This is a genomic window from Streptococcus sp. S5, from assembly GCF_034134805.1.
Taxonomy (GTDB): Bacteria; Bacillota; Bacilli; order Lactobacillales; family Streptococcaceae; genus Streptococcus; species Streptococcus lingualis.
On the sequence record NZ_CP139419.1, the window covers coordinates 16455 to 36770 of the forward strand.

Annotated in this window: 23 protein-coding genes and 1 pseudogene; 1 reads left to right on the forward strand and 23 read right to left on the reverse strand. The window is 44.8% G+C overall.

Annotation, left to right across the window (positions count from 1 at the left end):
- Positions 1–7 precede the first annotated feature (7 nt).
- The 11 genes from rpmC to tgt form a co-directional block, all read right to left on the reverse strand.
- Positions 8–214 (reverse strand): 50S ribosomal protein L29, encoded by a 207-nt coding sequence (rpmC, locus tag SM123_RS00130; protein ID WP_003002350.1) that lies wholly within the window; start codon positions 212–214, stop codon positions 8–10.
- A 9-nt stretch (positions 215–223) separates the two neighbouring features.
- Complete coding sequence (gene rplP / locus SM123_RS00135) at positions 224–637, reverse strand: 50S ribosomal protein L16 (protein WP_000960947.1); 414 nt, start codon at positions 635–637, stop codon at positions 224–226.
- A gap of 3 nt (positions 638–640) precedes the next feature.
- Entirely contained in the window at positions 641–1294 is a 654-nt protein-coding gene (gene rpsC / locus SM123_RS00140) for a 30S ribosomal protein S3 (protein WP_320909557.1), read from the reverse strand.
- A 12-nt stretch (positions 1295–1306) separates the two neighbouring features.
- A complete protein-coding gene (gene rplV, locus SM123_RS00145; protein WP_000818139.1) occupies positions 1307–1651 on the reverse strand; it encodes a 50S ribosomal protein L22 in 345 nt (114 codons plus the stop codon).
- 11 nt (positions 1652–1662) lie between these two features.
- Entirely contained in the window at positions 1663–1944 is a 282-nt protein-coding gene (gene rpsS / locus SM123_RS00150) for a 30S ribosomal protein S19 (RefSeq protein ID WP_000533766.1), read from the reverse strand.
- 96 nt (positions 1945–2040) lie between these two features.
- Positions 2041–2874: a 50S ribosomal protein L2 gene (gene rplB, locus SM123_RS00155; protein WP_000512900.1), complete on the reverse strand. Its 834-nt coding sequence runs from the start codon at positions 2872–2874 to the stop codon at positions 2041–2043.
- 17 nt (positions 2875–2891) lie between these two features.
- Positions 2892–3188, reverse strand: a complete 297-nt coding sequence (locus tag SM123_RS00160; RefSeq protein WP_003009593.1) for a 50S ribosomal protein L23 — start codon at positions 3186–3188, stop codon at positions 2892–2894.
- Positions 3188–3811 (reverse strand): 50S ribosomal protein L4, encoded by a 624-nt coding sequence (rplD, locus tag SM123_RS00165; RefSeq protein WP_003009591.1) that lies wholly within the window; start codon positions 3809–3811, stop codon positions 3188–3190. The genes SM123_RS00160 and rplD overlap by 1 nt, the downstream gene beginning before the upstream one ends.
- 24 nt (positions 3812–3835) lie before the next feature.
- Positions 3836–4462 carry a 50S ribosomal protein L3 gene (rplC, locus tag SM123_RS00170; protein ID WP_003010846.1) on the reverse strand — a complete coding sequence of 209 codons (627 nt, stop codon included), beginning with the start codon at positions 4460–4462 and terminating at the stop codon, positions 3836–3838.
- A gap of 81 nt (positions 4463–4543) precedes the next feature.
- Positions 4544–4852, reverse strand: coding sequence for a 30S ribosomal protein S10 (gene rpsJ, locus SM123_RS00175; RefSeq protein WP_003009585.1), 309 nt, complete (start codon positions 4850–4852; stop codon positions 4544–4546).
- Between the two features lie 432 nt (positions 4853–5284).
- A complete protein-coding gene (tgt, locus tag SM123_RS00180; RefSeq protein ID WP_003010858.1) occupies positions 5285–6427 on the reverse strand; it encodes a tRNA guanosine(34) transglycosylase Tgt in 1143 nt (380 codons plus the stop codon).
- A 150-nt stretch (positions 6428–6577) separates the two neighbouring features.
- On the opposite strand from tgt, the gene SM123_RS00185 reads away from it, so the two are divergent.
- On the forward strand, positions 6578–7447 hold the full coding sequence (locus tag SM123_RS00185; RefSeq protein WP_320909558.1) for a DUF975 family protein: 870 nt from the start codon (positions 6578–6580) through the stop codon (positions 7445–7447).
- A gap of 56 nt (positions 7448–7503) precedes the next feature.
- Here SM123_RS00185 and SM123_RS00190 read toward each other — a convergent pair whose 3' ends face one another.
- The 12 genes and pseudogenes from SM123_RS00190 to SM123_RS00245 all read right to left on the reverse strand — a co-directional run bounded on the left by SM123_RS00190 (position 7504) and on the right by SM123_RS00245 (position 20147).
- Entirely contained in the window at positions 7504–7956 is a 453-nt protein-coding gene (locus tag SM123_RS00190) for a CoA-binding protein (protein ID WP_320909559.1), read from the reverse strand.
- Between the two features lie 134 nt (positions 7957–8090).
- Positions 8091–10736 (reverse strand): DNA polymerase I, encoded by a 2646-nt coding sequence (polA, locus tag SM123_RS00195; RefSeq protein ID WP_320909560.1) that lies wholly within the window; start codon positions 10734–10736, stop codon positions 8091–8093.
- A gap of 257 nt (positions 10737–10993) precedes the next feature.
- Entirely contained in the window at positions 10994–12457 is a 1464-nt protein-coding gene (locus SM123_RS00200; protein ID WP_320909561.1) for an alpha-L-fucosidase, read from the reverse strand.
- Positions 12458–12598: 141 nt separating this feature from the next.
- Complete coding sequence (gene trpA / locus SM123_RS00205) at positions 12599–13375, reverse strand: tryptophan synthase subunit alpha (protein WP_320909562.1); 777 nt, start codon at positions 13373–13375, stop codon at positions 12599–12601.
- Position 13376: 1 nt separating this feature from the next.
- Positions 13377–14582, reverse strand: coding sequence for a tryptophan synthase subunit beta (gene trpB / locus SM123_RS00210; RefSeq protein WP_049517954.1), 1206 nt, complete (start codon positions 14580–14582; stop codon positions 13377–13379).
- A complete protein-coding gene (locus SM123_RS00215; RefSeq protein ID WP_320909563.1) occupies positions 14572–15159 on the reverse strand; it encodes a phosphoribosylanthranilate isomerase in 588 nt (195 codons plus the stop codon). The genes trpB and SM123_RS00215 overlap by 11 nt, the downstream gene beginning before the upstream one ends.
- Positions 15146–15913: an indole-3-glycerol phosphate synthase TrpC gene (trpC, locus tag SM123_RS00220; protein WP_320909564.1), complete on the reverse strand. Its 768-nt coding sequence runs from the start codon at positions 15911–15913 to the stop codon at positions 15146–15148. Before trpC ends, SM123_RS00215 begins: the two co-directional genes overlap by 14 nt.
- A complete protein-coding gene (gene trpD, locus SM123_RS00225) occupies positions 15910–16914 on the reverse strand; it encodes an anthranilate phosphoribosyltransferase (RefSeq protein ID WP_320909986.1) in 1005 nt (334 codons plus the stop codon). Before trpD ends, trpC begins: the two co-directional genes overlap by 4 nt.
- Before the next feature lie 9 nt (positions 16915–16923).
- Positions 16924–17484 (reverse strand): annotated as a pseudogene (locus tag SM123_RS00230) (aminodeoxychorismate/anthranilate synthase component II); the annotation flags it as partial.
- On the reverse strand, positions 17481–18839 hold the full coding sequence (gene trpE / locus SM123_RS00235; RefSeq protein WP_070464646.1) for an anthranilate synthase component I: 1359 nt from the start codon (positions 18837–18839) through the stop codon (positions 17481–17483). The pseudogene SM123_RS00230 and the gene trpE, both read right to left, overlap by 4 nt.
- 501 nt (positions 18840–19340) lie before the next feature.
- A complete protein-coding gene (locus SM123_RS00240) occupies positions 19341–19703 on the reverse strand; it encodes a DUF1304 domain-containing protein (RefSeq protein WP_003009544.1) in 363 nt (120 codons plus the stop codon).
- Between the two features lie 15 nt (positions 19704–19718).
- Positions 19719–20147, reverse strand: a complete 429-nt coding sequence (locus SM123_RS00245) for a MarR family winged helix-turn-helix transcriptional regulator (RefSeq protein ID WP_023920160.1) — start codon at positions 20145–20147, stop codon at positions 19719–19721.
- Positions 20148–20316 lie beyond the last annotated feature (169 nt).

Below are 20316 nucleotides of genomic sequence, written 5' to 3' on the forward strand. Positions count from 1 at the left end.
TAGTCTATTATTTAGCTTCTGATTGAACAGTTTTGATACGAGCGATTTGTTTTTTCACTTCTTTCAAACGTCCAGTTTGTTCCAATTGACCAGCAGCTGCTTGGAAACGAAGTTCAAACAATTCTTTCTTCAATTCATTTTCACGCTTCGCGAGTTCTTCTTGAGAAAGACCACGAAGTTCTTTAACAAATTCTTTTACTTCTGTAAGTTTCATGACCTCTCCTTATTCTGCTTCACGTTTCACAAATTTAGTTTTAACTGGCAATTTGTGGCTAGCAAGACGAAGTGCTTCGCGTGCGATCTCTTCAGATACACCAGCGATTTCGAACATTACTTTACCACGTTTAACTGGTGCTACCCAACCTTCAGGAGCCCCTTTACCAGATCCCATACGTACCCCGATAGCTTTAGCGGTGTATGATTTGTGTGGGAAAATCTTAATCCAAACTTTACCACCACGTTTCATGTAACGAGTCATGGCGATACGAGCAGCTTCGATTTGACGGTTTGTGATCCAGTGGCTAGTTGTAGCTTGAAGACCGTATTCACCGAATGCTACTTCTTTTCCACCTTTTGCTTCACCGCGCATTTTACCACGGAATTCGCGACGGTGTTTTACACGTTTAGGTACTAACATTGGTTATTTACCTCCTTTAGCGTCTTTACGAGCTGGAAGAACTTCACCACGGTAGATCCATACTTTAACACCAAGTTTACCGTAAGTAGTGTCTGCTTCTTCCCAAGCGTAATCGATATCAGCGCGAAGTGTGTGGAGTGGAACAGTTCCTTCAGAGTATCCTTCTGCACGGGCAATATCTGCACCGTTCAAACGACCTGATACTTGAGTTTTGATTCCTTTAGCTCCAGCACGCATAGCACGTTGGATCGCTTGTTTTTGTGCACGACGGAAAGCAACACGTTGTTCCAATTGACGAGCGATTCCTTCACCAACAAGGTGAGCATCCAAGTCAGGACGTTTGATCTCAATGATGTTGATGTGTACTTGTTTACCAGTCAATTTGTTAAGAGTTGCACGAAGTGCATCAACGTTTGCTCCACCTTTACCAATAACCATACCTGGTTTAGCAGTGTGAAGAGAAACGTTAACTTTGTTTACTGCGCGTTCGATTTCAATAGTTGAAACGGCTGCGTCAGCCAATTCTTTTTGAATGAATTTACGGATTGCAAGATCTTCATGAAGGTAATCCGCGTATTCTTTTTCAGCATACCATTTGGCATCCCAATCACGGATGATACCAACACGCATACCAATTGGATGTACTTTTTGACCCACGAGTTTACCTCCTTATTTTTCTGCAACAGCTACTGTGATGTGAGCTGTACGTTTGTTGATTGGTGAAGCTGAACCTTTCGCACGTGGACGGAAACGTTTCATTGTTGGTCCTTCGTTTGCGAATGCTTCAGATACTACCAAGTTAGCTTTTTCCAAACCAAAGTTGTTTTCAGCGTTTGCTACTGCTGAGTTCAACACTTTAAGGATGATCCCTGCAGCTTTGTTTGGTGTGAATGTCAAAATAGCGATGGCATCGGCTACGCTTTTACCACGGATGTTGTCAAGAACAAGACGTGATTTACGAGGTGAAACACGCACTGTACGAGCCATTGCTTTAGCTGAAGTAATTTCTGCCATTTATGTTCTCCTTATTTTCTACGTGTCTTCTTGTCGTCTGCCGCGTGACCTTTGTAAGTACGAGTTGGTGCAAATTCACCAAGCTTGTGACCTACCATGTCTTCTTGGATGTAAACAGGTACATGTTTACGTCCATCATAAACTGCGATAGTGTATCCGATGAAACTTGGGAAGATCGTTGAACGACGTGACCAAGTTTTAATTACTTTTTTCTTTTCGTCGTTTGCTTGAGCTTCAACTTTTTTCATCAAATGCTCATCGACGAAAGGTCCTTTTTTAAGACTACGTCCCATTTTGTAATTTTCTCCTTTAAAATTTAGTACCACAGCGGCTTGCGCTGCTATGCAGCGCTACCGAGCTGGCGGAAAGTGTAAGCTAGTTGCTTATGATTATTTTTGGTTGCGACGACGAACGATAAGTTTGTCAGATTTCGCTTTCTTGTTACGAGTTTTAAGACCAAGCGCAGGTTTACCCCAAGGAGTAGATGGCGCTTTACGTCCAACTGGTGCTTTACCTTCACCACCACCGTGTGGGTGATCGTTCGGGTTCATTACAGAACCGCGAACTGTAGGGCGAACACCTTTCCAGCGGTTACGTCCCGCTTTACCAAGGTTAACAAGTCCATGTTGTTCATTTCCGACAACACCAACTGTAGCACGGCAAGTTCCAAGAATCATACGAACTTCGCCTGATTGAAGACGAACAAGTACATATTTACCTTCAGAACCCAATACTTGAGCAGAAGCTCCAGCAGCACGTACCAATTCTCCACCTTTACCAGGTTTCAATTCGATGTTGTGGATCAAAGTACCAACTGGGATGTTAGCAAGTGGAAGAGCATTTCCGACTTTGATATCTGCTTCTGGTCCTGATACGATGCGTTGACCTACTTCAAGACCTTTAGGGGCAATGATGTAAGCTTTCACACCGTCAGTGTAGTGTACAAGCGCGATGTTAGCTGAGCGGTTTGGATCGTATTCGATCGTTTTAACGACTGCTTCAACTCCATCTTTGTTACGTTTGAAATCGATCAAACGGTAATGACGTTTGTGTCCACCACCTTGGTGACGAACAGTGATACGACCGTTGTTGTTACGACCTGCTTTGTTTTTAAGAGAAACAAGCAAAGTTTTCTCAGGTGTGTTTGTTGTGATTTCAGCGAAATCCAAAGAAGTCATATTACGGCGACCGTTTGTTGTTGGTTTATAAACACGAATTCCCACGATATTTCCTCCTTAGATTATTCAGCTTCAGTAGCAAACAACTCGATTGCTTTAGAATCAGCTGCAAGCGTGATGATAGCTTTTTTAGTTTTTGAAGTAAAACCAGTGTAACGTCCAACGCGTTTTGCTTTAGGTTTTACGTTTACAGTGTTCACATTCGCAACTTTTACACCTTCAAACGCAGCTTCAACAGCTTGTTTGATCAAAAGTTTGTGAGCGCGAGTGTCAACTTCGAATACATATTTGCCTGCTTCAAGTTGAGCCATTGACTTTTCAGTGATAACAGGTTTTTTGATAACATCATACAAATTCATTATGCAAGAACCTCCTCGATTTTAGAGATAGCTGCTTGAGTAACAAGAAGTTTGTCACTATTTGCGATGTCAAGAACACTTGCAGTTGTAGCAGTCGCAACTTTCACGTTTGGAAGGTTACGAGCTGAAAGAGCTGCGAATTCATTTCCTTCTTCAAGAATAACAAGGACTTTAGAATCGATGCTCAAAGCTGCAAGAACTTTTGCAAATTCAGCAGTTTTTGGAGCTGTAAATTCAAGAGAATCAACGGCTACAAATTTGTTTTCAGCAACTTTTTCTGAGTAAACAGATTTAAGTGCAAGGCGACGAACTTTTTGAGGAAGTTTGTACGCATAGCTACGTGGAGTTGGTCCGAAGACGATTCCACCACCACGCCATTGTGGAGAGCGGATAGAACCTTGACGAGCACGTCCAGTTCCTTTTTGACGCCATGGTTTGCGTCCGCCACCTGAAACGGCTGAACGGTTTTTAACTGCGTGAGTCCCTTGACGAAGGCTAGCACGTTGGCTGATGATTACATCAAATACAACTGCTTGGTTTGGTTCGATACCAAAGATCGCATCGTTAAGAACAACTTCGCCCGCTTGTTTACCAGTTTGGTCGAATAATGTTACATTTGCCATTTTGACTGTATTCCCCTTTCCTTATTATTTACCAGCTTTAACTGCTGACTTGATAGTGATAAGAGATTTCTTAGCACCTGGTACGTTACCTTTAATAAGGATAACGTTCTTTTCTGGAACAACTTGTACAACTTCAAGGTTTTGAATCGTTACACGATCGCCACCCATGCGTCCTGCAAGGTTTTTACCTTTGAATACGCGGTTAGGTGCAACAGGTCCCATAGAACCTGGACGACGGTGGTAACGAGAACCGTGAGCCATAGGTCCACGTGATTGCCCGTGGCGTTTGATAACACCTTGGAAACCTTTACCTTTAGAAGTACCAGTTACATCAACAATGTCTCCAGCTTCGAAAGTGTCAACTGTGATTTCAGCACCAACTTCCAAGCCTTCAACGTTTTTGAATTCACGAATGAAGCGCTTAGGAGCCGTGTTAGCTTTTGCTACATGTCCTTTAGCAGGTTTGTTGCTCAATACTTCGCGTTTGTCATCGAAACCAACTTGGATAGCGTTGTAACCATCTGTTTCAACAGTTTTAACTTGAAGAACAACGTTTGGAGTTGCTTCGATAACTGTTACAGGGATCAATTCGCCAGCTTCAGTGAAGATTTGAGTCATTCCCACTTTTTTCCCTAAGATTCCTTTTGTCATGAGAAAATAGTTCCTTTTCTATAGTTTTTTATTCAAAAAGTTTTTAACGAGCGTTTTTTATGCTCTGGATCAAGCTTTAGATTAAAGTTTGATTTCTACGTTTACACCACTTGGAAGATCCAATTTCATCAAAGCGTCAACTGTTTTTTGAGTTGGGTTGATGATATCGATCAAACGTTTGTGTGTACGCATTTCGAATTGTTCGCGAGAATCTTTGTATTTGTGAGTCGCACGAATGATTGTGTAGAGGCTACGCTCAGTTGGAAGTGGGATTGGACCCGCAACTTGTGCACCTGTACGAGTAGCTGATTCTACGATTTTTGCAGCCGCTGTGTCGAGTGTACGGTGTTCGTACGCTTTCAAACGGATGCGGATTTTTTTGTTTGCCATCTTTTTCTCCTTTTCGTCTATTTAAGATAATAGGCTAGCTCCACAAGAAAACCGACGCGCGTTGCGTGGCAATGCAACCGAGCGTGTCGCAACCTCTTGCATCAAAGCTAATAGCTGTTTTTCACAGCACCATAGTAGTTTAACACAAACAAAGGCCCAATGCAAGGGATTTGAGAAGATTTTTTTCGTTTTTTTGATGAAAGTGTTTTCGAAAGAAATAGAGTGCTAAAAAAGTTGCTATTATATAGGAAAAAGGGAGCGAGACAGAACAAATTTATATCCAATTTGTTCGTCGTCTCGCCCCCGCACAGTTGATTAGGTTATCTTTGGAGCTTAACAAGCGAACAAAGATACCAATCAACTACTGCGTCTAGCAGTTATTCCTATTATTCTCAGATGGATGTAGTCTTTTTTCTTCCTATTTATCTATTTCTAGAAATTCCGTCCTGATTTGTTATAGCCATATTTTTCGACGAAATGCTCACGGAATTCTAAGAGATTGTCATCCATGATGGCTTGACGGACCTGCTTCATGAGGTTGATCAAGAAATACAAGTTGTGGTAGCTAGTCAAGCGAATACCGAAGGTTTCATCTGCCTTGAGAAGGTGGCGAAGATAAGCTCGGGTGTAGTTCTTACAAGTGTAGCAATCACATTCGGGATCCAGCGGTGTAAAGTCTTCTGCAAATTGCGCATTTTTCACTACTAGGCGTCCTTGGCTGGTCATACAGGTACCATTTCGCGCAATCCGCGTCGGCAAGACACAGTCAAACATGTCCACTCCACGAATAACGCCATCGATCAGACTATCTGGAGCTCCTACTCCCATGAGATAGCGAGGCTTGTTCTCCGGTAAGAGCGGAGTTGTGAAATCCAGCACCGCATTCATCTCTTCATGGCTTTCCCCAACAGCTAAGCCACCGATGGAATAGCCTGGAAAGTCCATGCTGACCAAATCTTGAGCAGACTGACGGCGCAAGTCTTCAAATCCAGCCCCTTGAACAATCCCGAAAAGACCTTGATCATGAGGACGACGGTGAGCCTTCAGGCCACGTTCTGCCCAACGACTGGTCCGTTCGATTGATTTTTTCACATAATCATAGGGCTGATAGAACTGCGGGCATTCATCAAAGGACATCATGATGTCGCTCCCTAGATTGTTTTGGATGGAGATGGCTTTTTCTGGAGAAAGGAACATCTTCGAGCCGTTGAGGTGGTTTTTAAAGGTTACCCCTTCTTCAGTGATGTTGCGGGTATCCGCTAATGAATAGACCTGGAAGCCTCCACTATCTGTCAAAATCGGCTGATCCCAGTTCATGAACTGGTGCAGTCCTCCTGCTTTTGCGACCAGATCATCCCCTGGACGAAGCCAGAGATGGTAGGTGTTGGCCAAGATAATTCCGGAACCCATTTCCTTGAGTTCTTCTGGCGATTGGGTCTTAACGGTTGCCTGAGTCCCTACAGGCATAAACATTGGGGTCGGGAAGGTCCCGTGAGGGGTGATAATTTCTCCCAGACGAGCACCTGTATGCTTTTCTTTTTTGATTAATCGATATTGAATCGGTGAATCTGTCATGGTTACCTCCGTACTGGGAAATACAGTCCCAGCCTTCTTATTCCTGTCACAGTTTTCCTGTGAGCACCTGTACGATTGTACCAAATTTTACCGGCTCTGTCACGGACTTATGTTATAATAAAAAGTACTACTATGAAGAGAGTATCATCTATGAACCTTAAATTGATTCGCCTCCGGGCACGTACTATGCAAGTCCAACAACCGGGCTTAGCTATCCTTTTTGCTCTTCCGGTCCTGTTGACCATTCTTGCTAACTTTCTCTTAAGCGGGCAAGATCTGGTCGATCTACTACCGGACATGACCTTGCAGCAAGCAAGTATCTACATGATCCAGCGTCAGGTCTTTCCTTCTGTCGTCTCCTTTGTCATCTCCATATTAGTGGTCGGTGCGACTTTTAGCTATTTAGATACGATTAATCCCAAGATCGAACACCGAACACGCGTCTTAGATATCTTTAAACAAGATCGCTTTACCTCTGTATTTGCCACCTTGATCTTGAAGCAAGCCGTCCTCTTTTTATGGGGAGTCATCCTCTATGCGGGAAGTCTCATCAGCACCTACGCCAGCATTCGATTTTTAGCGATTTACGACAAGGTGAGCAACCCTAGCACTTTGAGTGCTTCCAGTCCTGAATTCCAATCTCTCATGCAACAAATGCCCCTGATGACTGCTGGCGTCGTACTTGGCCTGATCGGCCTCCTCTTTTACCTGCCACAATACTACAGTCTCAGCTTGGTCGAATTGATCCTCTACGAGCAATTACGAGACGGCGACTACAAGGGAGCCTTTGGAGTCCTTCGCAAAAGTCGTGAAACCATGAAAGGGTTCCGCAGCAATCGCTTGGTACTCGATCTAACCTTGATTGGTTGGTACTTCTTGAATTACTTCACGCGCGATGTCATCGGCTTTTATACCATGCCTTACTTTATCAACTGCCAAATTGCATTTTATGATCAAATCAAGCAGATTAAACAAGGGCCGCGCCATTTTACAGACCATCCAAGCCATGAAACTGAATAAGAGTAAGAAGAAAACCCCAGCTTGCTGGGGTTTTCTTCTATTCAATTGTTCATCATTTATAAACCGTATAGGGAGTCTCCTAAGATCAGTCGGGTGTGTTCCCGTTTGATACAGCGGTTCATGACAATATCTTCTCGTCCAGCTCCACGAAGGATTTCTTCTGCTTCTTGATTTTCCAGCTCCAATTGTGCCCAGAAAATTTTCGCATCCGTCTCAATAAAATCACGTGCCACATCTGGTAAAAACTCACTGCGACGGTACACATCAACGATATCTATAGGGAATGGAATCTCCTGTAAGCTAGCATACACCGTTTCTCCAAGGATTTGCCCTCCAGCTGCGCGGGGGTTGACAGGAATAATCCGATAGCCCCGCTCTTGCATCTCCTTGCTGACACGATGACTGGTCGTCTCTTCACGGTCAGATAATCCAACCACAGCGATGATCTTGCTGGTTTCTAGGTAATGTTTGATAATGCCATCACTAGGATTGCGAAATGAATAAGCCATAAGAATCTCCTTTTGTATGCGTTTCCTTTCTTTAAATAGTATAACAATACGGAAGGCATTGCAAGTGTTTGTCGTTAAAAGCGGTAGGAAACTGAAAAGTCTCCTACCGCTTTCTGTTTTGGACAAACTCAATCTTATTTGGCTTCATACCATGTTTTGCCTTCGTTTTCATCGGCTTCCAGTGGTACTGCAAGTTCGATAGCGGATTCCATGGTCTCTTTGACGAGTTCTTTGATCGCCGCCAGTTCATCACTTGGTACTTGCAGAACGATTTCATCGTGGACCTGAAGGAGCATCTTGGTCTTGTATGCTCCTCTTTCTAGCGCTTGGTCCAAGTGGATCATGGCAATTTTCAAGATGTCTGCTGCAGATCCTTGGATTGGTGAGTTGATAGCTGTCCGCTCCGCAAAGCCTCGAACGTTGAAGTTGCGAGAATTGATATCTGGAATCTCCCGACGACGCTTGAAGAGGGTCTCCACATAGCCTTTGTCACGCGCTTCCCGTACCACTCTCTCCATATAGTCCTTGATGCCAGGGTAGCGTTTGAAGTAAGTCTCAATGTAGGCCTTGGCTTCTTTTCGACTGATCCCTAGGTTATTAGACAGTCCAAAGTCGGAAATTCCATAAACCACACCGAAGTTTACTGCTTTTGCATTGCGACGGTCGTTCGGCGTCACATCTTCAGGTTTTGCAATATTGAAAACTCGCATAGCAGTCGATGTATGGATATCTGCCCCATGTTTAAAGGCGTCAATCAAATGCTCATCTCCCGAAATATGGGCCAAGACGCGCAGTTCGATTTGTGAATAGTCCGAACTGAGCAAGACACTGTTTTCCTCTTCTGGGACAAAGGCCTTACGAATAAGACGACCTTGTTCCAAACGGACAGGAATGTTTTGCAGGTTGGGATCCACACTGGACAAACGGCCTGTCTGCGTCAAATCCTGTACATAGCGGGTATGGATCTTCCCATCTTCCAAAATCCAATCTTGAAGACCGATGACATAGGTCGACTGGATCTTAGCAATTTGGCGGTATTCAAGAATCTTAGACACAATCGGGGCAATTGGAGCCAGGCGTTCCAAGACATCAACGGCTGTTGAATAGCCGGTTTTGGTCTTTTTGGTGTATTCAAGAGGAAGTTCCAATTTTTCAAAGAGGATGACCCCCAATTGTTTTGGAGAATTGATATTAAACTCTTCTCCAGCAAGCTCGTAGATTTCTTGAGTTAAGCGCTCCAAGACCACTTCGTTTTCCACCTGCATATCTTGGAGGGTCTGGCGCTCTACCTTGATCCCCGCGATTTCCATTTTGGCCAAAACAGCTGCTAGTGGTTGCTCCATATCATAGAGCAAATCTAGCTGGTCATGGGCTTGCAACTGTTCCACCATGGGCTCTTCGGTATCCAGTAGAACAGCGACTTTCCGTGCCAAATGCTCTAATAGGACCGCCTTTTCTGGGATAGCTTTTTTGGCTCCCTTGCCATAAACGACTTCGTCCAGCGGCAGCGCAATCTGACTATAGAGACTCGCAATGGTTGAAATTTCATTGTCCTCTACGGTCGACAAGAGATACTTGGCCAATCGACTGTCAAATGCGGGATTTTGAAGGGTAATGCCCAAGTGGCTGAGCAAGACCTTGGCCCGTTTGAAGTCATAGACCTTGAGGGGCGTTTTTTCGAGAAATTCTTTGAAAATCGGTGTTTGTAAAAGACCAGTATCTGTACTCGCGTAGAGCTGACCTTTGGTCCCCCATGCGAAACCGATGATGGGTTCCGTATGGTAATTGTCCCCAAAAATCTCAAAATGGAAGAAACTATCTTCCGTGAGCATATCTGAAGTGACCTGCTCGACTTCTGTATAGTCAATGGCTACAGGAGCCTCTTCTTCTCCACTGAGATCCAAGGCCTGACGGAGTTGCTTGAAGCCCATCTCCTCATAAAACTTGGCGAGATTTTCTAGATGAGGGCCCGTATAGGTGATATCGTCCAGGCCAATTTCAATAGGCGCATCGGTATCGATGGTCGCAAGAGTCTTGGATAGGTAGGCCTGCTCCTTGTCGTTGATGAGGTTTTCCTTCATCTTAGAAGCCTTCATCTCGTCGATATGCTTGTAAATACCATCGAGAGACCCGTATTCTAGGAGTAGTTTGATCCCGGTCTTTTCTCCGATTTTGGTGACACCCGGGATATTATCCGACTTATCTCCCATCAAGGCCTTAAGGTCGATAAACTGCTCGGGTGTCAGTCCCATCTTTTCTTTCAGATAGGCTGGAGTGAATTCTTCAAACTCCGCTACCCCTTTTTTGGAGATTTCAACCACCGTATTGTCATCCGTCAGCTGGATCAAATCCTTGTCCCCAGAGACAATGGTGACTTCAAATGGCACCGAAGTAGTTTCTGCCATCTTATCTAGCGTTCCAATAATATCATCCGCTTCATACTGGGCCAGCTCATAATGGCGGATTCCCAAATGATCCAGTTGCTCACGAATGAAAGGAAACTGCTCGCGGAACTCATCTGGAGTTTTTGCACGGCCCCCTTTGTAGTCGGCATACATCTCCGTCCGAAAGGTCGTCTTTCCTGCATCAAAAGCGACGAGGACATGGGTTGGTTGGATGCGCTCCAAGAGATGGCTCAACATGAGATTAAAGCCATAGACCGCATTGGTATGCAGACCATTGGCATTTTTGAAGCGATCAATTTGATTATAGAGTGCGAAAAAGGCACGAAAAGCGACGGAAGACCCATCGATGAGTAGTAATTTATTCTTTTTTTCCATAGGCCTATTATACCACGAATCACAAGGTCTCTGGTACATAAAAACTCTACCCTTTCGGGTAGAGCCTTCTTTAGGAGTTTCTTATGAAAAATGAAGAGAAGTGTTTATTCGCCGTAACAAGAACCTTGTTGTGGCAATTTCTTAAAGCGTTTTGGATAATTAACTGAGATTTTCATTTTCTGTACCTCATTTCTTATTGGATGAGTACAGTATACTAGAGAAACCTAAACGATTCCTTATAGAAAGCTTCAAGAAAACTAAAAGCTGAGGCGCAAAACACGCGGTTGTTTTTTCCTACAAGCTGGTAACTGAAGATGGAGCCCTGTCTCATCTTGGCTCCAAGAAAGAAGCTGACTTTCTCCAAGGAGTTCCACCTTTTGAATGCGCGCATGAAGGATTCTCGGTTGCTTGAGATCATAGGCGAGAGACGGCAAGGTCAGCTCTTCTATCCTTCCACTTGGTTCCAGCTGGATAGCATAAAGCAGGCCTTCACGCATGGTATAGCGGAAATTTTGGCTGGTATAGAGTGGCGCTTTCCCGTCTGAGAAGGAACCTTCCTGGGCCTCGGTCGGTCCGTCCGATGACACCCGCCAAGGCCGACTCTGATAAATGGCTTCTCCATTTACCGCCAGCCAGTCCCCGATCTCTGTGAGGATGTCTTGGTCTTGCTCAGGTATAGTGCCATCTGCCTTGGGTCCAATATTGAGCAGAAGATTGCCATTTTTGGCCACAACATCAACTAAATTTTGCAACAATTCCTTACTGGTCTTGTAGGCTAGATCCTGGGTATAGCACCAAGAATTACGGGCGATCGCGGTATCCATTTGCCACGGAAAGGCTTGCGTCTCTCCGTATCCTCCCCGCTCCATCTCAACGATTCCTGAACAGAAAGGGAGGGCATCCTGTTTGTAACAAACAGCCACCTTGCGATCCTCTTGTGCTGCTAGATTGTAATAATACGCCAAAAAGCGCATCAAGTAAGGACGGAAACTCTCATGCTGGATCCACCAGTCAAAATATAGGAGCTCTGGCTGGTAGTCCCGCACCAGTTCACAGGTTCGCAAGAGCCAATCTTCCAAGAATTCTTTACTTGGATAAGGCTTGGAAGTCAGATCAAAATGATCCTTTGGCTCTGGCTCGGCTGGCCAATAAAGGCTGTCTCTTGGGATTTCTTGCGGAATGTCACTAGTGAATTCCTTGCCATGTGAAAAGAAAAACTGGTGCTCTGCCCGGTGAGAGGACGTACAGAAGTGCAGGCCACGTTTTTCTGCTTCCTCCCTCAACTCTCCTAAGGCATCTCGTTTCGGCCCCATTTCTAAGCTATTATAAGGCGAGAGAGTAGAGGCATACATCTGAAAACCATCGTGGTGCTCCGCAACTGGAAAAAGATACTGGGCTCCCGCTTTTTGAAAGAGATCCAGCCAAGATGCCGGATCAAATTGATCGGCTGTAAATAGAGGAATGAGATCCTTGTAACCAAAGCTAGCCTGGTCTCCAAAATGCGCTCTATGATAGTCATAGCACGGATTCCCTTGGATATACATATTTCGTGAATACCATTCCGAACCAAAGGCAGGTACACTGTAGACGCCCCAGTGGATAAAGATCCCAAACTTGGCATCTCGATACCAATCTGGACAGACTTGATGGCTAAGAGAGTCCCAGGTAGGTTCAAAAGGACCTAACTGGACAACTTGATCAATCTCTTCAAGGCTTATCATTCTCTTCTCCTCTTTTCTTGTTACTACCTCTATTGTAACGAGAAAGCCTCGTTTGTAAAGACAAACGAGGGGAATGTTTAAAATAGTAGACAAAGAGCTTGATCTAGGAGAATCAAGCTGATGATGAATGGAATGAAGCTTCTAGCCCTTCACTGCTTGAGAAATGAAACGAGCGATGGCGCCTGTCTCCCCTTGGTGGAGAGCTTTAACAATTTTGGACCCCACAATAACCCCATCTGAGACCTTGTTGAAACGGTGAACATCCTCCATGCTGGAAACTCCAAAACCTGTTAAAACAGGAATGGACGCTATTTCGTGTAATTGGGTCAAGTGGTGGTCCAAATCGTCTCGATAGCTACCAGCTTTTCCCGTCACCCCATTGACAGCAACGGCATAGATAAATCCTTCTGCATCTTGGATCAATTTCTTCTGGCGCTCGATTCCTGTGGTTAAGCTCACTAGCGGCACCAAAGCGATGTCCTTATCCACTAATAGAGGCTCTACCAGATCCGCATGCTCATGAGGAAGATCCGGAATAATCACTCCCTTGACCGCTGTTCCTTCTACATCTCTAAAGAAGTTTTCGAGCCCATATTGGAACAAGGGGTTGAAATAGGTCATGATGACCAAAGGAACGCTTGTCTCCAGACGCTGGATCGTTTGCACCAGTTCCTCTGTCGTCGTCCCATGGGCTAAACTTCGTAGTCCCGCCTCTTCAATCACAGGACCATCTGCCACCGGATCTGAAAAAGGAATGCCAACCTCAATAGCTGAGACACCAAGCCCCTCCAAAAATTGGATGGTTTCCTGCAAACCTGCCAAGCCTTTTTCATGATCTCCTGCCATGATATAAGGAACAAAGATCCCTTGCTGCTGATCTTTCAGCTTTTGTAAATGCTCTGTTAAGGTCTTTCCCATCTTACTCTCCCCTCTCTTGTTCTAGGCGGTCTTTGACTTGTACCACATCTTTGTCCCCACGACCTGATAAGCAAACGATCATAGATTTTTCAGGCCCCATTTCCTTGGCCAACTTCACCGCATAGGCGATAGCATGGCTCGATTCTAGAGCTGGAATGATTCCTTCTACTTTTGAAAGCAATTGAAAGGCTTCTAGGGCTTCTTGGTCTGTCACAGGCACATAGGTTGCCCGCTTGATCTCATGGAAATAAGAATGCTCTGGCCCAATTCCTGGGTAATCGAGACCTGCTGAAATCGAGAAGGCTTCTAAAATCTGTCCATGAGCATCCTGTAACACATCCATCAAGGCGCCGTGAAGGACTCCCGGACGCCCCTTGGTCAAGGTTGCTGCATGCTGGTCTGTATCCACTCCAAGGCCAGCAGCTTCTGCCCCATACATGGCAACAGATGTATCCTCAACAAAAGGATAAAAGAGCCCAATAGCGTTCGATCCGCCTCCTACACAGGCTAGGACGGCATCTGGCAACGCACCATCATTTTGCTCTGCAAATTGGCGTTTGGCTTCTCGGCCAATGACACTTTGAAAATCACGGACAATTTCTGGGAATGGATGAGGCCCTAGAGCAGAACCCATGATATAGTGGGTATCCTCCACATTTGCTACCCAGGCTCTAAGGGCAGCATTGACCGCATCCTTGAGAACCCGTGACCCATCTGTTACTGATTGAACCTTGGCGCCCAATAACTCCATCCGAAAGACATTGAGGGCTTGGCGTTTGACATCTTCTTCCCCCATGTAGATGGTGCATTCCATATCAAATAAAGCAGCTGCCGTTGCCGTTGCAACACCGTGCTGTCCGGCCCCTGTTTCTGCGATGATCTTCTTTTTGCCCATCCGATGTGCCAATAAAACTTGTCCTAGGGCATTATTAATTTTATGAGCCCCTGTGTGGTTGAGGTCTTCTCTTTTAAGAAAGATCTTGGCTCCACCGACATACTTGGTAAGATTTTTAGCATAATAGAGCGGTGTTTCCCGACCGACATATTGTTTCAGAAGCTGATCCAATTCTGCTTGAAAAGAAGGATCTGCTTGACTTTCTCTGTAGGCTTCTTCTAATTCTAAAACTGCTGTCATCAAGGTTTCAGGGACAAATCGTCCCCCGAACCGCCCGTAAAATCCGTTTTTATCTGGTTGTTTATATGCCATGCTTGACCCTTTCTATAAATCGTTTTATTTTTTCTTGATCTTTTTTTCCATTTGTCTCGACCCCACTGGATACATCCACCGCATAAGGATGAAAGAAGCGAATGGCGTCTGCTACATTGTCTACCGTCAAGCCTCCTGCAATAAAGAAGGGCTTTGTAACGTTTTGACTTTCGAGTTCTTGCCACTCAAAGGTCTGCCCACTTCCTGCTACAGGAGCATCAAAGAGCAGATAATCAGCACTGGTCTCAGGAAGAGCTACATCTTTCCCCATTTGAACAGCGCGAATCGTTTGTTGGGGAAGGTCTTGCAAGATGGTTTCATCTATCGGCCCATGCACTTGTATCAAATCCAAGCCCACAACTTGGCAAGCTTGCTCCACTTCTTCTCTTTGTGGCGATACAAAAACACCGACTTTTTGAACCCCCTTTGGAATCCCTGTAGCCAACTGCCGAGCTTGCTCCAGCGTCACTTGCCGTTTGCTTGGTGCAAAGACAAAACCAATGTAATCCGCACCTGCCTCAACAGCTGTCTGGACAACTTCTGGGGTGGATAATCCGCAAATTTTAACCTTTGTCAATCTGCAACTCCTTTACTTTTTCAGCCACATTGTATGCCTTCATGAGGGCTGTCCCAACGAGAATGCCATTAAAATAAGGAGCCAGCATGCACGCATCTTCTGCTGTAAAAATGGCAGACTCCGAGATGTAAACCGGTTCTTGTTCAAAATTGGTCGCCAATTCAAGGCTAGTATGAAGATCTGTCTCAAAGGTCACCAAGTTGCGATTATTGACCCCTATGATCTGAGCCCCAATCCGGTGAGCTACCTCTAGTTCTGTCAGATTATGGGTCTCCACCAAGACCTCCAGTCCAAGATGGGTCGCAAAATCGAAGAGTTCTTTCAGACGAGCCTCTGATAAGGCTGCAACAATCAACAAGATCACAGTTGCCCCTGCGTTTCGCGCCCGAATCAGTTGCTTTTCATCCACAATGAAATCTTTGTTGAGGGTTGGAATGCGCACCTGACTAGAAATTTCCCGGAGATACTCGATACTGCCCTTGAAAAACACTTCATCAGTCAAGACAGAAATCATCACGGCCCCATTTTCTTGGTAAGTCTTAGCCTGCGCGACGATATCCACATCGACATGAATGTCTCCCAGACTCGGGCTAGCCTTTTTCACTTCCGCAATGACCTGAAGCTTTTCTGGATGACTCTTTAGGTAATCATACAGGCGGTAGGTCTCGCGCAAAGGTTGGAGCTCCTCTTCTTTCATCACAGCCACTTCACGCGCCTTTTCCTTTAGAATCTTTGGCAAGAATTCTTGACTCATTTTTGATACTCCTGTAATAATCTCAATTTCTCAAGGGCGGCCCCACTGGCAATCACTTCACGTGCCAAGGCAATCCCCTCCTTGATAGAATCTACTTTGCCGTTGGCATAAAAACCAAGGCCAGCATTCAAGACAGCCACCTCTAAGAACGGACTCGCTTCATTCTTCAAGACGCTGAGCAAAATTTCCGCATTGCGTTTGGCGTCTCCACCTCGTACTTGATCAATTTCGATGCGCTCCATTCCCATATCTTCTGGTTGAAAGCTGGATAAGGTAACCTGTCCATTTTCCAAAATAGCGAGCTGGGTTTCTCCATCAAGGCCTGCCTCGTCCAAACCTTGTGGGCCACTCACTACCACTGCGCGTTTTCGACCCAAATTCTTTAGAATCTCCGCTGTACTTCCCAGCATATCCGGACGACTGGTTCCCAATAGCTGGGTTTCTAGAGGAATCGGATTAATAAGAGGACCAGTTAAGTTCATCACCGTTGGAACCCCTAGTGCCAAGCGAGCTGGCATAATATAGCGCATGCCAGGATGCAGATTTTTGGCAAACAGAAAGACAATGCCCGCTTTTTCAAACACTCGTCCCAAGTCTTCTGGACCCAAATCAAGGTTAATCCCTAGCGCTTCTAGCACATCCGCAGAACCAGATTTAGAAGAGATCGAACGATTTCCGTGTTTCGCCATCTTGATGCCACCACCAGCAAGGACGAAGGCAGCTGTTGTTGAAATATTGAAACTATAGGAACGATCTCCCCCAGTTCCACAATTGTCCATTGCTCCTTGAACTTCTGTAGGAATAGTAACTGCATAGGCCTGCATCACTTTTGCAATAGCCGTCCGCTCTTCAACCGTTTCCCCCTTCATTTTGAGACCTAGAAGAAGGGCCGTCACCTGTGCTTCTGAAGCACGACCAGCGACAACTTCCTCCATGGCTGCTTCTAATTCTGCGCTGGTTAGATCTATTCCTTCCGCTACCTTTGCAAGCACTTGTTTCATCTTCCGCTCCTTGACTAGTTTGACAAAATTTTCGATGGTCTTTAGCCCATCTGGTGTTCCGATACTTTCTGGATGGTATTGAAAACCATAAATCGGTAAGCTACGGTGTTGAATTCCCATAATGGCTTGATCATCCGTCGTCCGAGAGGTAATGACAAAATCCTCTGGCATGTCTTCAATCGTCAGCGAATGATAGCGCATGACTGGGACTTCTTTTGCGACACCCGCGTATAGCGGAGATGGAGCTTCTAGCTGGATCTGGCTTTGTTTGCCATGCATGACCTGTGGTGCCAATCCCAAGCGCCCTCCAAAAACTTCCGCAATCGCTTGATGCCCCAAGCAAATCCCCAAGATTGGTTTGATCCCCGCGAAATCTCGAATCATCTCCTCCATCTTGCCCGCATCCTTTGGCCAACCTGGACCTGGAGAAAAGACCAAGGCATCTGCTTCTTGGGCAGCTTGGTACAAGTCCGGATCATCATTTCGAAGCACCTGGACCTCATCAAATTTTCCGATATACTGTGCTAAATTGTAGGTAAATGAATCGTAATTATCTACTAATAAAATCATCCTTCTTCTCCAATCCTTGTCATTGATTTTGCCTTATTGACGGTTTCTTGGTATTCATTTTCAGCGATCGAATCATAAACGATTCCTGCTCCGGCCTGCACATAAGCCTTCTTATTTTTGAGGATCATGGTTCGAATCGCAATAGCAAAATCGAGATCCCCCGTCACAGAGAGATAGCCAATAGCACCCGCATAGACGCCACGTTTCTCTTTTTCTGCCTCATAGATTCGCTTCATGGCTCGAATCTTGGGAGCACCAGAAACGGTCCCAGCTGGAAGAGTTGCCTTCAGAGCCTCAATAGAGGCTAGTCCAGGAAGCAATTGACCCTTGACCACACTCGTCAGGTGCATCACATAACGGAAGAACTCCACTTCCATATATTTAGTTACTTCAACCGACCCATTTTGAGCGATACGACCAATATCGTTTCGCCCTAGATCCACCAACATCTGGTGTTCTGCGACTTCTTTTGGATCCCCTGCCAAATCAGTTGCCAATTGCCGATCACTCTCTTCATCAATCCCTCTTGGTCGCGTGCCAGCAATGGGATTGGTTGTCACCACTCGATCCTTGACCGACACCAGACTTTCTGGACTAGCCCCGATAATTTGGTACTCCCCAAAATCATAAAAGTAGAGATAATTCGAAGGGTTGGTCACGCGCAAATTGCGGTAATAATCCAATGGTTTTCCTGAAAAATCAGCTGAAAAACGTTGACTGAGCACGCATTGAAACATATCTCCTTTTCGAATATAGTCCCGCGCTAGGGCTACCATTTCCTCAAACTCTTTTTGCTCCAAATGATTGTGGAAATGAAGCGCATGCAGATCCTTGTCCTGAAACTCTTCCTTTGCAGGTCTTGCCAATTGTGCTAACACTTGCTCCAAGCTCGACGCTTGCTCTGCTTCACTCCGTCCACTATAGAGGTTCTCTTCCACCACATAAACCTTTTCCTTTTTGTGATCAAAAATTACATAGCTTTCATATAAGAAAAAGTGAAGATCTGGTGTGCCAATCGTATCTTCAGGAATGGAACCAATGTTCTCATAGAGGCCAATCAAGTCATAGCCGACAAATCCAATCGCCCCACCGTTAAAAGGAAGCTCTTCAGAAGTTTTCGTTTTGACCGTGATGCGATTCAAAAAGTCCAAAGGATCCTCTTCAACAATTTGATCATTGTAATAGAGGACGCCATTTTCAAACTTGACTTCACTGACTGGCCGATAGGCTACAATTGAAAAACGCGCATTCTCTTTTTCACGAGGGATCGACTCCAAGATCATTTTATGGGGCGCATCCAAACGCATATAAGCCAAAATTGGACTCAACACATCAGCAGATAAAACTTTTTTCATATCAGAAACCTCTCTTCTAGAACTCTTTTTCTAATGAATCGTAACGTCGCTTGCTAAGGCGAGCAAGGGTATCCCATCGCTCTATTTTCGCTTTGGGATCAATGTGCCTAAGCTCGCTTCGCTCGCTAAGGCACATAGAAAAGCCCTCACACAAAAACTGTGTGAGGGCGTAGTGTCCGCGGTGCCACCTCTTTTATAGGGAAAAATAGCTGGTCTTTCCCTACATCTCTATCTCCTCTATCAAGGAGTTGCACGGTAAGGGGTGCCAACCGAATTCACATGGGTTAGAATTCATTGATCATAACAGTCCAATTTTCATCAGTCGCTATTGCTTGTTCACAATTCCCACAAGCTCCCTGAAAATAGCTGACTCATTACTTTTCTGTTGCTACCATTATAACCCTTTTTCTTAGAAAGTCAATAAAATTTAGTCTTTTTTTATACTTTTTTCTACACTTATTTAATAAAATCAGCTCAAAGAGCCCTAGCGGCCCGTCCTTTTTATCCCAACAATAGGATACTCAATAAAGCTAAAATTGCAGGTCCACCTTGGGTCAAGATAATCTTTTTATTGGCTGTCATCGCACCGTAGGCTGCAGCTCCAATAATAAAAAGCACAAAAATCGTAACAACTTCACTATTTTTAGAGACAAACAATCCATACAAGAGGAAGACACCAATCAAGGCATTGTATATCCCTTGATTCTTAAATAAAGAGGTCACAGATGGGCGAGCGAGTTCTTCTTTATCCATGTTGAAAACCCGACTTGTGGTATCAGATGTGGTTCTGATGCTCTCCAAATAAAAAATATACAAATGCTCCAGTGCAGCAAGACTTGCTAAAATAATCGTCAGTAATGACATCGTAGATTCCCCTTTTTATTCAACTGTTATTTGTTCAATGCCAGATACTAATTTGTCCAGCAGGTAAGAAAATTGCTCTTGTTCTTGAGCAGTCAAAATCCGACTCATCTGTTCTTTCACCGCCACATGATAGCGAGGGGGATGTTTGACCAAACGATTATAGGCCGTATCCGTCAAATGAATTAAGATTTCCCGCTGATTCTTTGGATTTCGACTCCGATGGACAAATCCTTCCTTTTCTAATATTTTGAAATGTCGGGTTAAAGCCGCTGGATCAATCTGCAAGCGCTCCTGAACCGCGATCTGATTGCAAGGCGCTTGTTCTAACAAATCCTGCAAGATTTGGTAACGTGTTAAGCTAATCCCTAGGCGCTTTTCAAATAACTGTGTAGTTGATTGATCTGCCAAGCGTAGTTGGTAGAGCAAATCATTTATTTCTGCCATGTCCCTTCCTCTATTCATTTTTGATAAATCAATAATTGACTAATCAATTATAAAACATTTCATATCCTCTGGCAAGAAAAAGAGCTTGCACTATTCTTTCACACAAAAAAAGCCGCCTGATTTGGCGACTCTTAGGGAGATTATTATGAAAAAGAAAAGTTTTAGGATT